Origin of the sequence: Adlercreutzia sp. DFI.6.23, from assembly GCF_024462535.1 — a bacterium.
Classification (GTDB): domain Bacteria; phylum Actinomycetota; class Coriobacteriia; order Coriobacteriales; family Eggerthellaceae; genus Adlercreutzia; species Adlercreutzia rubneri.
The window spans coordinates 112,538-127,283 of the sequence record NZ_JANGBP010000002.1 but is presented as its reverse complement, the minus strand read 5'-3'; the positions used below and the strand labels follow the sequence as shown (position 1 = coordinate 127,283).

General features: G+C 66.8%; 11 protein-coding genes. 2 read left to right on the top strand and 9 right to left on the bottom strand.

Annotated features, from left to right (window positions below; translation table 11 throughout):
• Positions 1-9: 9 nt before the first annotated feature.
• From NE591_RS02320 to NE591_RS02290, 7 genes are all read right to left on the bottom strand, one after another.
• Positions 10-990, bottom strand: coding sequence for an FHA domain-containing protein (locus NE591_RS02320; RefSeq protein ID WP_256156274.1), 981 nt, complete (start codon positions 988-990; stop codon positions 10-12).
• Positions 987-2,843 (bottom strand): AarF/UbiB family protein, encoded by a 1,857-nt coding sequence (locus tag NE591_RS02315; RefSeq protein WP_256156273.1) that lies wholly within the window; start codon positions 2,841-2,843, stop codon positions 987-989. The genes NE591_RS02320 and NE591_RS02315 overlap by 4 nt, the downstream gene beginning before the upstream one ends.
• A complete protein-coding gene (locus NE591_RS02310; RefSeq protein WP_173112773.1) occupies positions 2,840-4,027 on the bottom strand; it encodes a hypothetical protein in 1,188 nt (395 codons plus the stop codon). The genes NE591_RS02315 and NE591_RS02310 overlap by 4 nt, the downstream gene beginning before the upstream one ends.
• 123 nt (positions 4,028-4,150) lie before the next feature.
• Positions 4,151-6,517 carry a primosomal protein N' gene (priA, locus tag NE591_RS02305; protein WP_173112770.1) on the bottom strand — a complete coding sequence of 789 codons (2,367 nt, stop codon included), beginning with the start codon at positions 6,515-6,517 and terminating at the stop codon, positions 4,151-4,153.
• Positions 6,518-6,538: 21 nt separating this feature from the next.
• Positions 6,539-7,024, bottom strand: coding sequence for a Cys-tRNA(Pro) deacylase (gene ybaK, locus NE591_RS02300; protein ID WP_256156272.1), 486 nt, complete (start codon positions 7,022-7,024; stop codon positions 6,539-6,541).
• Positions 7,024-7,911 carry a DUF1461 domain-containing protein gene (locus tag NE591_RS02295; protein ID WP_256156271.1) on the bottom strand — a complete coding sequence of 296 codons (888 nt, stop codon included), beginning with the start codon at positions 7,909-7,911 and terminating at the stop codon, positions 7,024-7,026. Before NE591_RS02295 ends, ybaK begins: the two co-directional genes overlap by 1 nt.
• A complete protein-coding gene (locus tag NE591_RS02290) occupies positions 7,912-9,303 on the bottom strand; it encodes a circularly permuted type 2 ATP-grasp protein (RefSeq protein ID WP_173112761.1) in 1,392 nt (463 codons plus the stop codon).
• Positions 9,304-9,591: 288 nt separating this feature from the next.
• Between NE591_RS02290 and NE591_RS02285 the strand changes: the two genes are divergently transcribed.
• Positions 9,592-11,193: a radical SAM protein gene (locus NE591_RS02285; protein ID WP_173112758.1), complete on the top strand. Its 1,602-nt coding sequence runs from the start codon at positions 9,592-9,594 to the stop codon at positions 11,191-11,193.
• 190 nt (positions 11,194-11,383) lie between these two features.
• The gene (metK, locus tag NE591_RS02280) at positions 11,384-12,652 is read left to right on the top strand and encodes a methionine adenosyltransferase (RefSeq protein ID WP_114540531.1); all 1,269 of its coding nucleotides are present in this window, start codon (positions 11,384-11,386) and stop codon (positions 12,650-12,652) included.
• A 222-nt stretch (positions 12,653-12,874) separates the two neighbouring features.
• Here metK and NE591_RS02275 read toward each other — a convergent pair whose 3' ends face one another.
• Both NE591_RS02275 and NE591_RS02270 read right to left on the bottom strand, forming a co-directional pair.
• Positions 12,875-13,291, bottom strand: coding sequence for a PaaI family thioesterase (locus tag NE591_RS02275; protein WP_173112755.1), 417 nt, complete (start codon positions 13,289-13,291; stop codon positions 12,875-12,877).
• Positions 13,292-13,435: 144 nt separating this feature from the next.
• On the bottom strand, positions 13,436-14,719 hold the full coding sequence (locus tag NE591_RS02270) for a hypothetical protein (RefSeq protein WP_173112752.1): 1,284 nt from the start codon (positions 14,717-14,719) through the stop codon (positions 13,436-13,438).
• Positions 14,720-14,746 lie beyond the last annotated feature (27 nt).

Sequence of the window (14,746 nt, the reverse complement as noted above, 5' to 3'; positions counted from 1 at the left end):
ACTCGTTACTTACCCCGGGTAGCCTTCTATGAGGAGGAAGGTGGTGGAGGCGGCGAGGCAGAGCTGGTCTCCCGGTGCCACGGGCACGGGAGAGGCTTGCCAGCCATCGCGCTGGCCGCGGGGCGGCTCCACCACCGTCTCCTCGCCGGTAAGACCGTTCACGAGCATCGTGCCGTGACGGGAATCGCATCCTTCTACCCACCACGCGCCCGCATCGTCGCGCCAGAGGCGCGCATGGCGGGCGGACACATCGGGGCCGACTTCGCTTACGGCCCCTTCCGTTAGCGCGAGCGCCCCCACCTCGGCACCCGTCGCTGTGGGTTCCACCCACTGGGGCGCGCCGGCAACGACGCCGTCGACGATGCGCAGAAGCCCCAACCAGCGCGGGCGATCGTCGGCGCCGGTTAGGGCCGCCGTGCGCCCAGCGCCCTGAGGCATCGGCACCAAGGGCGGTGTAGCAAGACCGCCTCCGTGCATCTTCTCGGAGAAAGTGCGCGCCTCGGCCACGGCGCGTCGCACATCGGCCGTGCAAGCGGCGGTCACCAACAGCACCAGGGCCACCTCGGCGCGCTCGTCGGCCGTCAGCGATCCCTCGCAGGCGATGCGTTCCATCATGTTGCGGTACAGCGTGGGACTCTGGCCGCATGCCTTCAGGGCGTCGTCCATGGCCCGGCCGGCCTCTCCGCAGACGATATCGAGAATGGCCTCACCCGTGAGCGCGCGCTTGCTGAGCGATTTCATGCGCGCCGCGAACCGGAGCGCGCCGACGGCGTAGTCGCAGAAGTAGCTATCTGAGAGCGTTCCAGCCGGCGCGTGCACGATGAACCGCGACACCCAGGTACGATCGCCCAGGCGGCTCTGGGGGCTGCGCCCGTCGGAGAGCGGGCGGCCCGACAGCAGCAAGCCCGCCAGCTCCTTGTGGCTCACGCCGCAATGGCGCTTCGCCAAATCGAACAGCACGGAAGTGGGTGTGGCATCGATGGGGGTCATACGCCCTCCTCATTGGTCTCATCAGCCAATTCGTAAATTGCCTCGGACGTTGTCTCTAACGCCAAGGCCTCGCGGCTCGCAGTCGAGATGGCACGATCCTCGGAAGGCACCGCACCCCAGGGCAAGACGGGCCGCGCCAACGGGGCGGTGGAGGACGCAGACGACAACGGAGGCAGCGCCAAGGCCCAATCGGCGACCAATCCCGGTAAAGGAGCGACGACGGCGAGGAACAGCACCGCATAGAGAGCGTCCGAGACCGACTCGCTCGGCCATGCCGTGAGCGAGGCCAGAAGACCCGCCACCGTGCCGCCCAGAAGCGACCCGAGAAGCCCTCGCGCGAAACCGAAGCCGGTGTCTCTCTCGCGGCCGCGGGCGATAAGGGCGCCCGCAAGGGGCAGCAGAAGCGCTGCAGAGACCGCAGATCCCGGCATCAACCCCGACCACACTGCATGGCCCGCTGGAAAAGCCACCGCCATGTCCTGAGTGAGAAGCCCTACGGCCACGGCTCCGCCGACGGCAACGGCCGCTGAGAGTGCGTCGGCGGCCACGCGGGCTGCCCGACGCAAACGCCGACGACGCCGGACCGCCGTTGCCGCCGCCTCGCCCAAGGGGCACGCTGCCAAGGGCTCGCCGCGCAGAGAGCGGGCCACATTGTCGGCGTACTGGGAGCAGAACAGGGCGAGCGCCTCCCGCACCTCCCTCGCCCGGGGGCGCCGACTCTGCTCAGGAACGAGGCAGGCCACGAGCACTTCTGCGAGCTGGTCGTCCACCGCAGACAAGGCCGCTCGAACGCGATGCGGCGCCGGCGCGCCATCCAACTCTGCCGCGGCGCGCCCCACTGCTACGGCTACCTCAGGCTCCGAAGCAAGCACTGCGCGAACGTCCGCGGCGCTCCCATGGGCACCGGCGGGCGTCTCGGGCGAGAACTCCGTCTTGATGCGGTAGGCAGACCGGCCTTCGCGCTGGCTGCGGCCGGCAAAGCTGAGGTCATAGGGCGGATGCCCCTCCATCAACTGATACAGCACGCCGGCGGCCGCGTACACATCGACGGCGGGCGATCGGCGCCGAGCTACCGCACCCGATACGTCGTCGGTCAGCATCTCGGGGGCGGCGAAATCGGCCGTCGCTCCCAAGGGCGCCCCCCATCGCGCCGTCAGCGAGGAATCCGCGCTTTCCAGCGGAACAGCCGATCCGAAATCGATGAGAACGAGCTGGAAGGCGCCCTCCTCCACCTGATCGGCCGCGGAAAGCTGTCCCGTATCGATCATGATATTGCGCGGGGCCACATCACGATGGGCCAGGCCGCCCTCAACATAGGCCATACGAGCCAGAAGATCGAACAGGTCGCGTCCGATGCGGGCCACCGTAAGCGGCGAGAGCCGCCCCTCGTCGTCCACGGCCAGAGCGCGAGCCGCCTCTTCGAGCGTGACCCCCTCCACCCATTCCATCACGATGACCGAATCCTCACCGACGCGGCCGCGTCCGTAGAGGCGGGGGAAGCCGCGCAACGGGGACAAGGCGCGATGGGCGTCGTATTCGGCATCGAATGCGGCTCGACGGGCCTCGGCGAGTTCATCGTCCCCTCCTTCGCCATCGGACCGCCGCAAACGCTTGAGCGCGAACCGCTCGCCACGGGGATTGCGGGCATGAAGCACCTCCCCTACACCGCCTCGGCGGCGCGAGGCCTCGTCCACCAGCAGCGTGACGAAGCGTCGCTCGTAGGCGTCGCGATGCTCGGGGGCGACATAGACCGCAGGCTCGAACGCCTCGACCCGAACAAGTCGCACGGAACCGCCGCAGGCGTCATCGGCCAGCGCACCGCCAACGGGGCGCGCCTCTAGCACCGCCGTCACGGACGCGCTCCGCCCACATGGGCCTCGTAGGCCTCCAGATACGCCATGCGCCCCGTCGCTGCGCTTCTTGTCACACGGCCCGACCAATAATCGGCATTCGCGGCGGGATCTTCGAAATAGCAATTCCCCGACCAGGCATTGTCCAACTCGTACAGTAAGTTGATCAGGTCGCCGTAAGACTGATGCATCTGCGAGAAGTTTCCGCTATAGCGCGAGGCGCCGTACATGGTTCCGTCGTCGCGATTGCACGCGTAGCTCACTTCCATCATCATGTTGGAATCTGCCAACTGCACTTCTCGCAGCAGGCTCGAAACCGTCCGGGCCGCTTCGATGCGCGGCTGCTGCGGGCGCGTCATGCAAAGGCGCTCGTAATCGTCGGCGCATTGGTACACCTTCGCGGCCTCCGCCTTGAGCACGTCGTGTTCGCTGCGCAAGGTGCTGCATATGCGCCGCTCCATATCCTCGGGAACCGGGCCTCCGGCCTCAACGGGGATAGTCGGCTCCGGGTCGGGTTCCGGTTCGCTCGGTGTCGGCGCAACAGCATTGCCGCCCGACGAGCCGCCTGAAGACGAGCCGCCACCCGAAGGTTCACCGGAGGCCGAACCGCCGCCCGAGGAATTCCCCGAAAAAGCGCCGCCGCCTCCGTTCGCGGAACCAGAGCCGGTCGCGTTCGAGCCTGAAGTATTCGGATTACCCGAGGACGCCGGCGCCTCGACGCGTGCCGAGTTCGAGGATCCGCGCTCAGCGCTCGCGCCCCTATCCGTCGGAGCAACGAAGCCGGAACCGCCAAGCACCGACGCGCTCCGCCCTCCCAACAGCAGAAGATCCGCAGGGTCGGACAGCGCGCCCGCATCAGTTGCCGGAGCCGTACCGTTCGATGTGGCGCTCGTTGCCCCCGGGCCATTCGCGCCTCCGGCTCCAGAAGAGCCGCCGCCGGTGCCGGAAAGGCCATGCGCGCTCATAAGCGGCGCATCGGGACCGAGCGCCCGCGCGTGATCGGAGGCCGCCCACTGTCGCACAAGAGGACTCTGTTCCGCCAGAGATGGAACGGCACCGGCATACACGACGACGCCCACCGTCATAAGGGCGAGGGAGAAAGTGAGGAGGCCGCCCAGCAGAGGAGGAGCGGACGCGCGCCGGAAAGCGCGCCCCGCATAGGGCCAGCGATGAAGGGACAGTTCCACCGTTCGCGCTCCTTTTCGCCTAAGACCTGGTCTTATATGAAGAACCAGGACGATGACACAGTGTGGTGAAGCTCAGTATAGCACGCGTCATTGAAGGAGGCTTCAGCACTGTCGGGTTCGGCCCTACAGCAAGTCCACAGGGTCGATGTCGACGGCGGCGTTGACGGCGGGGGTTACCTTACGCGTGCGGAACAGGCGCACCAGCGGCGCCGAGATATCGTCGTCCAAAGGCGCCTTCACCACGATGTGGTAGCGGTAGGTGTTGCGCAGCTTCGCCAGCACGCAGGGCACTGCCGGCAGCACCTGCCAGCGCTCCCCCACCTCGTTGCGGACAAGCTCGGCCAGCTGGGCGTGCAGGAGCTCGGCCTCGGTGGCCACGGCGTGCTCGTCGGCGCCCCACAGAAGCACGTTGGCCATTCGCACGTAGGGCGGGTAGCCCAAAAGCTTGCGCTTGGGCAGCTCGGCGCGCAGGAACATCCCGCGGTTGTAGGTGGCGGCGGCGCGGATGGCCACGTCGTCGGCCTCGTAGGTCTGCACCATGACGCGCCCGTCCAGCTCGGCGCGGCCGGCGCGGCCCGCCACCTGCTCGATGAGCTGGAAGGTGCGCTCGCCGGCGCGGTAGTCGGGCAGATGCAGCTGGGTGTCGGCGTTGATGACGCCCACCAGCGTGACGTCGTCGAAATCGAGTCCCTTGGCGATCATCTGGGTGCCGAGCAGCACCGCGGCATCGGCGGCGGCGAATTCCTCGAGAAGGGCCTGATGCGCACCCTTGGCCTGGGTGGTGTCGGCGTCCATGCGGATGATGGGAACGGTTGGCCCCACGCCAGGCAGCCCGTCCAAGAGCTGGCGCAGCTCGGTTTCCACCCGCTGGGTGCCGGCGCCGAACTTCTTCAGGTAGGGGCTGCCGCATTCCGGACACACGGGAGGGGCGCCCACGGTGTAGCCGCAGTGGTGGCAGATGAGCTTGGCGCCCTGCTCGTGGTAGGTGAGCGAGGTGGAGCAGTGCGGACACTCGGGCACGAAACCGCAGTCGCGACACAGAAGGAACTTCGCGAAGCCGCGCTGGTTCAGCAGAAGCACCGCCTTGCGGCCCTGTGCGAGCTCCTCGCCCAGCGCCCGGGCGAGGCGTCCGGAGAACATGGCCCGGGAACCGGAGGCGAACTCGGCGGCCATGTCCACCACCTCGATGGCGGGCATGGGTCGCCCGTTGGCGCGCTCGGGCAGCGCCGCCGTCGTCCAGCGCGGGTTCTTGTTCACTTGGTAGAGGGACTCGATGGAAGGGGTGGCCGAGCCGAGCACCAGCGCACCGCCGGCCCGGGCCATCATCCATTCGGCCACGTCGCGCGCGTGGTAGCGCGGCGAGGAATCCTGCTTGTAGGAGCCCTCGTGCTCCTCGTCGATGACGATGAGTCCCACGTTGGCCGCGGGCGTGAACAGCGCGCTGCGTGCGCCCACGACGACTTTGGCCGCGCCGCTTTTGATGAAGTCCCACTGGTCGTAGCGCTCGCCGTCGCTCATACGGGAGTGCATGACGGCCACGGCGTCGCCGAAGCGGCCGCGGAAACGAGCGACGGTCTGAGGGGTAAGCGAGATTTCCGGCACGAGCACGATGGCGCGGCGCCCCTCGGCGAGCGTGCGCTCGATGGCCTGCAGGTACACCTCGGTCTTGCCGGAACCGGTGACGCCGTCCACGAGCACCACACGCCCGTCGCTCGCGGCCCGGGCGGCCTCGATGGCGGCGACGGCAGCCTTTTGGCCCTCGGTGAGCTGCGGGGCCGCAGAGGGGGCCGGAGCAGCTGCCCCGCCGGCCGGCGCGCCCGCGCGCGAGGCCCCGTCTTCCATGCCCCGCATGCGCCGTCGGCGTTCCACCACCACAGCCCCCTTGGCGGCCAGCGCCTTCAACGTGGAACCCACGGCGCCGAACTCCCGCGACAGCTCGGCCACGCGCACGTCGCCGGCGTCCACCGCGGCCAGCACCTCCTGCTGCTTCACGGCGTTCTTGCGGGGGACGAACGCGTCGAAGGCCGGCCCGCGCGTGACCCAGCGATCGTCGACCTCGCCGATGGCCGGCTCCTCGATGCGCCAGCGCCCGTCGCGGCCCCGCACGATGCGCGGCACGGCCCGCGGCGGCGTGAACAGACGCACGCACTCAGCCAGCGGCGCGGCGTAGCGGTCAGCGAGCCAGAGCGCGCAGGCCGCCCCCTCCTCGTCGAAAAACGGCGCCGAGAGCACCGCTTCCACCTGCTTGAGGTCGGCCGCCGACTGGGGCGTCCCCCACAGGTCGGTGCCCTCATCCGGGGAGGGAACGACCTCTTCCAGGCCCACGATGTAGCCCACGGCCTTGCGGCCGCCGAGCGTCACGAGCACGGCGCAGCCCACCGCGGCCGGACGCCCCCCTTCCCCGACGAGCATCTCGTCGGGAACCGCGTAGGAATAGGGGGTGTCGAGAGCTTGGGTAGGAATGTCGACTATGACCGAGGCAATATTCATGCCCGCCAGTATACCGCAAGCCTACACCGTGAGGTCGGCGTATTGGAAGGGAACGAGACGGGCGAGGTCGTCGGGGTTCATGCGGATTTGGCAGCCCACCTTGCCGCCGGAGAAATGGATCGTATCGAAGAGCTGGGCCGTCTCGTCCACGAAGGTGGGAAAGCGCTTCTTCATGCCGATGGGCGAGCAGCCGCCGTGCACGTAGCCGGTGAGCGGCAGAAGCTCGCGGGCCTTGATCATGGCGATGGCCTTCTCGCCGGCCGCCGCGGCGGCCTTCTTCAGGTCGAGCTCGGCGGCCACGGGCACGAGGAACACGTAGTAGCCGCCGGACTTGCCCTGGGTCACGAGCGTCTTGAAGACGGCGTCGGGATCCTCCCCCTGGGCCCGGGCGATCTCCTCGCCGGTCATGGTGGCCACGGCGTCGAAGAACAGCTCCTCGTGGGGAATGGCCGCCGCGTCCAGCTCGCGCAGGGCGTTGGTCTTGTAGTCCTTGGGGGGGCGCGCCATCAGCGGCGCCCCTTCTTGCGGCGCTTCTTGGAGCGGGCGGCCTCGGCTGCGGCGGCCTCCTCCAGCTCGCGGTGCTGCACCTGGGCCTTCCACGCGAACAGGCAGCCGGCGGCGAAGCAGAGCAGCCCGACGCCGATGGCCGAGCCGACCCAGACCGCCCCCATGCCCATCCAGAAGTCGATCGGGTACATGGAGATGAGCAGCGAGTCGTAATTGAACGTCCAGGTGCCTTCCAAGAAGAACAGCGAGTGGAAGGCGGCGAACAGGCCGTTGAAGTCGATGACGCCCCACAGTCCCAGGATGACGAGCACCGCCAGAAGCAGCGCCGGACCCATGCGCAGCATGAAGGTCAAAGCTGCGAACTGCTTGCGGAAACCGAGCACCAGCGCGATGATGAGCGCTGCCACGCCGATCATGCCCAGATAGGAGCTCAAGCCCGTGATGAGTCCGTTGCAGTCCTCCAAGTGGCTCACCGCGGCGGCGTCCAGGGCGTAGCGGTCGGACACCTTCGCCAGCGCGTCCATGGTCGCAACCGCCGTGCCGCCCTCCCCTTCCACATCGCCGAGAACTTGCTTGGCCTTCTGCGTCCACTGGGAGTACTTGGGAGCCCCCTCGGCCGAGGCCTCCCGCGCCGCCGCCACCACGTCGGCGGCCAAAGACTCGCGGGCCTCTTCCATGCTCGAGTGGGCGTCCACGGTGAACGCGCGGGTCTCCTGCGCCAGCTCGACCAGCTGCTCGTGGGTGTAGGGCGAATCCGCCCCCGTGCTCACGGCGCCGGCAAGCGAGGCGGTGGTCACCGGCAAGCAGCATGCGGCGAACCCGCACACGAGCAGGGTGACAGCGAGCACCGTGGCGCCGATGCCGGCGAGAATGCTATCGGATCCCATTTACAGCTCCAGCCCATCGGGCACGTCGCAATCGACCCAGATAGTGGCTGCGGTCATGCCGTCGTTGGTCTTCGAAATCGTGGGGTGCGGCCCCAGCCGGCTGAAGACGCCCTGGAAGTGGCCGTTGTACAGGTACAGCCCGTTCAGATTGTTGTAAGGTACCGGCTCGCTTTCCACGGCACCGTCGGGCGCCTCGTTGATGCCGCGGTCCGGCGGCAGCGTGTCGGTCTTGAAGGGGCGGATGTAGCGCTGCGCAATGAAGGGGTAGCCGGCGCGCTCGTTGGCGAACTCGTCGATGACGCGCTCCCACTCCTCCTGACTCACCTCGCAGCCGGCGTACACGTTGTCGGCGCCGTAGTGGTCGGTGGGCTTGATGATCCACTCCTCGCGGTTGGCGCGGATCTGGTCGATGTTCACCTGATCGTCGTTGAGGAAGGCCGTCATGGGCACGGTCTCCTCCACAAACGCGATCTCCTCTTCGGTGAGGAAGGCCTGGGTCTCCGGCGCAAAGAGCACCTCGAACAGCTGCTTGTCATGGACGATGTGCCCAGAGAACGCCCCGATGAGCGCCACCTTCCGCGCCCGCACGGCGTTGATGAGGTCTTGCGAGTCGTCCCAGAACTCAAGCACGTCGTTGGTGACCGAGCGCCGCCAGATGGCGTTCACGGGCAGCCCGTCGGGCGTCGTCAGCACCTCGCCGTTAAAGGTTAGCTCGCGCACGTCGGCCACGACGCATTCCACGCCGGCCTCGCGGAACTTCTCGGCGAAGATGTGGAACTCGTCCACCACGCCGTTCTCCAAGTAATCGCAGATGGCCACCCGGGGGTTCTCCACTTTGAAGCGATAGGTGCCGTAGATGTCCATGAAGGCGCGCACCCAGGGCATGAACAAGTCGCAGCCCTGGACGGCGTGGTTCTCGGCGAAGGTGCGGAAGGTGTCGGAGCCCACGATGGAGTTCGTGATCTCGCGGTTCTCGTTCATGCCCGCACTGCCGTCGCCGTTGAACTCGCAGAAGTGGATGCGGTAGTCGTCCTCGTTGAGGAAGGTGTCCACGCGGGCGAAGGGCAGCACCGAATCGTAATCGCGGGGCAGCAGTATGAGCTCCACGAGGCGCTCGTCGAAATCGAACAGCTTGCGGTACTCCTCGTCGGCCCGGTAGCGCTCGATCACCTTGCAGAGGATGCGGTGGCTCGTCTCGGCCGTGCGCTTCATGACCTCGTAGGTTTTGCGGTTGAACAGGCGCGGCACGAAGGAGGAGGCCACCACCTGGTGGTGCACGATGGCCGTGGAGTCCTGCATGTAGTTGAACGCGGCGCGGCGACTCTCGATGTCGCCGTCCAGCTCGTCGATGATCTGGAAGTACTCGCGGGTGTAATCGGCATTGCTTGGCATGAGGGCTCCGTCCCTTGGGCTTTTGTGCATTTGGATAAGTGTAGCACGACCGCCGCGAAGCGCGGGCAACGCGTTGTAAAGCCGTTGGCTGGCAGCGCGCAACGCCCGCACAGGATGGGCCCGCGTGACCTCGAAGCTTGAAGCCACAGCGTTAGATGACATGCAAGCGACAACTTAGAAACGGCAAGCGATCAAGGCCGTGACAGCAATCATGACTCGAACGCTCACGGAATGCAATTTTGCCACAATGACGCTATGCCAAAGGAAGCCCGTGCAAAGGAGAAGCCCATGAAACCCACCGAGAGAGCGAAGCAAGCGCTGGCCTACAAGCTCGTCGATTATCTGTGCGACGACCCCGAGAACAACATGGCGAACATCATGGGCAAAATCGACGCCCTCGCTCCGGCCAGCCTGTTCGCCGAGCAGCGCGCCGCCTTCTCGGACGCCATCAAGAACAAGACGAATATGTACCAGCTCATCATGCGCGTCATGGACTTGAACCCCGAGGTGCGGGCCGATCTGCTGAAGACCTTCGTCATGGACGCGAACTTCCTCGCCTGGGGCAAGCAAGAGAAGATGCGCGAGCGCCATCAGTGCAACATCCCCTGGGCCATCCTGCTGGATCCGACGAGCGCCTGCAACCTCCACTGCACCGGCTGCTGGGCCGCCGAGTACGGGCACGCCCTGAACCTCGCCTACGACGAGATCGACTCCATCATCCGCCAGGGCAAGGAACTCGGCGTGCACGTGTACATCTATACTGGCGGCGAGCCCCTCGTGCGCAAGCGCGATCTCATTCGGCTGTGCGAGGCCCATCCGGACTGCGCGTTTCTGTGCTTCACGAACTCCACGCTCATCGACGAGGAGTTCTGCCAGGAGATGATCCGCGTGAAGAACTTCGTGCCGGCCATCTCCGCCGAGGGCGACGAAGCGGCCACCGACGGGCGGCGCGGCGCGGGCACCTACGCCAAGGTGGACGCGGCCATGGATCTTCTCGCGAGCCACGGGCTGCCCTTCGGCGTGTCCATCTGCTACACCCACGACAACGCGCACTCCGTGGCCTCCGACGCGTACTTCGACTGGCTCATCGACAAAGGGGCGCTCTTCGCCTGGATCTTCACCTACATGCCCGTGGGCAAGGGCGCGCCGACCGAGCTCATGCCCACGCCGGACGACCGCAAACTGCTCTACCATTTCAACCGCCGCGTGCGGGCGGAGAAGCCCATCCTGACGCTCGACTTCCAACACGACGGCGAGTTCGTCGGCGGCTGCATCGCCGGAGGCCGCCGCTATCTGCACATCAACGCGGCAGGCGATGTGGAGCCCTGCGTGTTCATCCACTACTCCAATGCCAACATCCGCGAGCAACCGCTGCTGGAATGCCTGAAGAGCCCGCTGTTCATGGCCTACTACGAGGGGCAGCCCTTCAACGACAACTTGCTGCGGCCCTGTCCGATGCTCGAGAATCCCGACCGCCTGGAGGAGATGGTCGAGAAGAGCGGCGCCCGCGGCACCGACCTCGTAGAAACGGAAAGCGCCCACGATCTGGCCGAGAAATGCCGCCCGGCGGCCCGGGCATGGGCGCCCGAGGCCGAGCGCCTGTGGACGAACGGCGCCGACAAGCGCGCACCCTACCGAGCACGCCAGTTCTGCGGCATGGCCGAAACCGACAAGGCGAAGTTTGCGCGGCTCGGCCGCACCATGCACGGGGCCTTTGATCCGGACCGCCCCGTGGACGAGATGGCACTGGAGCCGGCGCTGGCCGATGAGCTGAGATGTGCCCTAGACGAGGGAGCCCTGCTCTCTCAGGCCGACGCCGCCGTGACGGAGCAGGCCGCAGGTGGCGCCGCCGAGAGGGCCGAGAAGGCCGCCGATGAAGTTACCGCGTAGGCCGACTCCTCCCCTTGCGCCCGCTCCTTCGAACCGTTAGCATATTTGATCGCGCGCCCGCATCGGACGCGCGATCTGCATTATCCAGAGTCGGGGTAGAGAGTTGGCTCGATGATCCCGACACCAACCTGACGCGTCCCTCACCTGAGCGCCAAGGTGGTCCGGCCAACACCGATAAGAGAGGACTCTTATGGCTGAAAAGCACTCATCGTACCTGTTCACGTCCGAATCCGTCACGGAGGGACATCCGGACAAGATCTGCGACCAGATTTCCGACGCCATTCTGGACGCCATTCTCGCCAAGGAGATCGCCCTGGCTGCAGAGGGCTACATCGCGCCCGACGGCAACCCGGCCGACCCGGCGAAGATGCGCTGCGCCTGCGAGACGCTCGTCACCACGGGCACCGTCTTCGTCACCGGCGAGATTCGCACCCAGGCCTACGTGGACGTGCAGTCCATCGCGCGCGACGTGGTGTGCTCCATCGGCTACGACCGCGCGAAGTACGGCTTCGACGGCAACACCTGCGCCGTCATGAGCTCCATCCACGAGCAGTCCTCCGACATCGCCCAGGGCGTGGACTCATCCTTCGAGGCCCAGCGCGACGAGGCGGCCGCGGCCGACCCCTACGAGACGATTGGCGCGGGCGACCAGGGCATGATGTTCGGCTATGCCTGCAACGAGACGAGCACGCTCATGCCCATGCCCATTTACCTGGCCCATCGCCTCTCCGAGCGCCTGACCGAGGTACGCAAGAACGGCACGCTTGAGTTTCTGCGCCCCGACGGCAAGACCCAGGTGTCCGTGCGCTATATCGACGGGGCGCCCACGGCGGTTGAGAAGGTGGTCGTGTCCACCCAGCATTCCGAGGACATCGAACAGGACGCGCTGCGCGAGGCCGTCATCGAGACGGTCATCCGCCCGGTCTTCGAGGCCGAGGGGGTGGCGCTCGCCGACGACTGCGAGATCTACGTGAATCCCACGGGCCGCTTCGTCATCGGCGGCCCCATGGGCGACGCCGGTCTTACCGGCCGCAAGATCATCGTGGACACCTACGGCGGCATGGGACGCCACGGCGGCGGGGCGTTCTCCGGCAAGGACTGCACCAAGGTGGATCGCTCGGCGGCCTACGCGGCGCGCTGGGTGGCCAAAAACGTCGTGGCCGCGGGACTGGCCGACCGGTGCGAGGTGCAGATCGCCTACGCCATCGGCGTGGCGAAGCCCGTGTCGGTCATGGTGGAGACCTTCGGCACGAACCATGTGCCGGAAGAGGATATCGAGCGCGCCGTGTCCGAGGTGTTCGACCTGCGCCCCGGCGCCATCATCGACGAGCTGGACTTGCGCCGGCCCATCTACCAGAAAACGGCCGCCTATGGCCACTTCGGCCGCGAGCTGCCCGAGTTCACCTGGGAGAAGACCGACCGCGCCGACGCCCTGCGGGCGGCCTGCGGGGTCGAGTAACCTGGCTGCGGCTCTCCCGACGGGGAGACGCGCGGCATTCTGATTCGCTCAGACAGTCCTCGCTGGCCGCTCCTTCGGTAGGGGGCGACCTTGGTCGCCCCTCCCAACCCGGGAACGTCATTCCGCTCGAGAGGGCTGACCAAGGTCAGCCCCTACGGGTCGTCCAGCAAAACCCCATCTTTCATAAGTGAAAGGGCCCCGGTTGGGGCCCTTTTGCTGTCCTCACTCGCTTTCGCGATAGACGGTGGTGGTGACGCGCGCTATGCGGCGCCCTGTGTCGTCGGTGACATCGGTGGTGTAGAAGCCGAGGCGGCGGCCGGACTTGTCCGCGTTGCACGTCGCAATGAGGCAGGTGCCCTTCGAGGCGCTGAGATATTCGATGGTGCTCGATACCGACACGCTCGGGTTCCCGCCGGTATTGCTGGCAATGGCCAAGGCGAAATCGGCCAAGGTGAAGATGGCGCCGCCCATGACGTTGCCCAGCGCGTTGCGGTGGTGGTCCTGGATGTCCAGCTCGCACACGGCGTGATCGCGCGATCCTTCCACGATGCGGCAGCCCGCGTGCTCGGCGAACCGGTCGTGACCGAAGAAGTCGTTCAGCTCTTCCAACGTGGGGTGATCGCTTAGCTGCTTCGCCATAGGAATCCTTTCCTTCCGGTCAACCTTCGTAGGGGGCGACCTCGGTCGCCCCTCATCAGCAAGAAAAATCTCTCTGGTTGGAAGGGGCGACCAAGGTCGCCCCCTACGGATCTAATGCACTGGCGTCCACGCAGGTGGTTGCCCTTACCCCTGAGCGACGGGGGTGGCGGTGGCGGCGAAGAGTTCCAAGTACTGGCCGTTGCTGACCGTGACCGTCTGCTCGCCGCCGGGAATGACGTACTTGGTGTCCACAATGGAGTCGTCGTCGAAGTCGAGGTTCTTCATGACGAAGGCCGCCGAGTCCTCGTCGGTCTCGCCCTCGCCCACGGTAGCCGCAGTGATGGTGTAGCTGCCGGCGGGAATGTCGATGCCCACGCGGTAGCAGCCGTTGGTGTAGGGCGCCGTCGGATCCGTGGAGGTAGAGGGGGCCGGATACATGGTCGCCTCGTCGCCGGGATCGAACACGATGAGATCGCCCTCGTCCAAATCGACGAAGTAGTTGCCGAAGTACTGCACCGAGTCATCAACGGAATAGCGGCCGTCGTCCCCGTCGAACACGTAGTAGTGGGAGAGCTTCTCGTTGGAACCTTCCAAGTAATACAGGCCGGCGGGAATCTGGCCGGCGGGCCCTACGGTGTAAAAGCCCTTGGTGCAGACGTCACCCTCCCCCGGTTCGCCCTGGGAGATGCCGTCGGCCTCGAACACCGAGGCGATCTCGTCCAAGGTGAAGGTGCCGTAGGGCGAGGCGTCCTCGTCGGTGCCGTAGCTGTCCTCCGGAGCCCACATATCGGTGTCGCCGAAGTCGTAATCGTAGTTGTAGTCGTAGCCGTCATCGTAGCTGTTGTAGCTGTCGTAGCTGCTATCGTAGTCGGCCAGGGCCATGATCCCCACGCAGCTGGCGCAACCGCCCATGCCGACGACGAGTCCCACGGCCAGGCCCAGCAGAAACCACGGCCAGCGCCGCTTCTGGTTGGGGTTGGGCGGCTCGTAGCCCGGATAGATGTTCTGTGCGGGCGCCGGGGGCACCGGCGGCTGGCTGCCCGCGCCGTAGGAGCCGTAGCCGGCGCCGTCATAGGGCGCGTAGGTCGGCTGCTGGGCCGTAGCTTGAGTGTAGGCATACGACTGCCCAGCGCCGGCGGACTGTCCGTAGGGGGCGTAGGGCTGCTGGGCGGCCTGTGCCGCCGTGGCGTCGTAGTAGGGCTGCGTCGGCGCCGTGGGCGCGTGTTGCGCTATTTCAGGAGCCGGAGCGGCTGCGGCAGGCGCCGGCTGCACAGCATCGGAGGGCGCCGCGGGCGCAGGCTGAGAGCCGGGACCGGGCGCTCCGAAGGCAGCGAAGGGGTTCTCGGGCACGGCGCTTGGCGCCGGCTCCGGCGCCGGCTGCTGAGGCTCCGCGCCGGAAGCGCTTGGGATGTTGCTGTTCTCGTCCATGGTCTTCGACCTTTCTGGTTGACGCGG

Coding starts and splice junctions, on each gene's coding strand:
- NE591_RS02320 (WP_256156274.1), bottom strand. CDS start 990: ATGACCCCCATCGATGCCACACCCACTTCCGTGCTGTTCGATTTGGCG.
- priA (WP_173112770.1), bottom strand. CDS start 6,517: ATGAATATTGCCTCGGTCATAGTCGACATTCCTACCCAAGCTCTCGAC.
- ybaK (WP_256156272.1), bottom strand. CDS start 7,024: ATGGCGCGCCCCCCCAAGGACTACAAGACCAACGCCCTGCGCGAGCTG.
- NE591_RS02295 (WP_256156271.1), bottom strand. CDS start 7,911: ATGGGATCCGATAGCATTCTCGCCGGCATCGGCGCCACGGTGCTCGCT.
- NE591_RS02290 (WP_173112761.1), bottom strand. CDS start 9,303: ATGCCAAGCAATGCCGATTACACCCGCGAGTACTTCCAGATCATCGAC.
- NE591_RS02285 (WP_173112758.1), top strand. CDS start 9,592: ATGAAACCCACCGAGAGAGCGAAGCAAGCGCTGGCCTACAAGCTCGTC.
- metK (WP_114540531.1), top strand. CDS start 11,384: ATGGCTGAAAAGCACTCATCGTACCTGTTCACGTCCGAATCCGTCACG.
- NE591_RS02275 (WP_173112755.1), bottom strand. CDS start 13,291: ATGGCGAAGCAGCTAAGCGATCACCCCACGTTGGAAGAGCTGAACGAC.
- NE591_RS02270 (WP_173112752.1), bottom strand. CDS start 14,719: ATGGACGAGAACAGCAACATCCCAAGCGCTTCCGGCGCGGAGCCTCAG.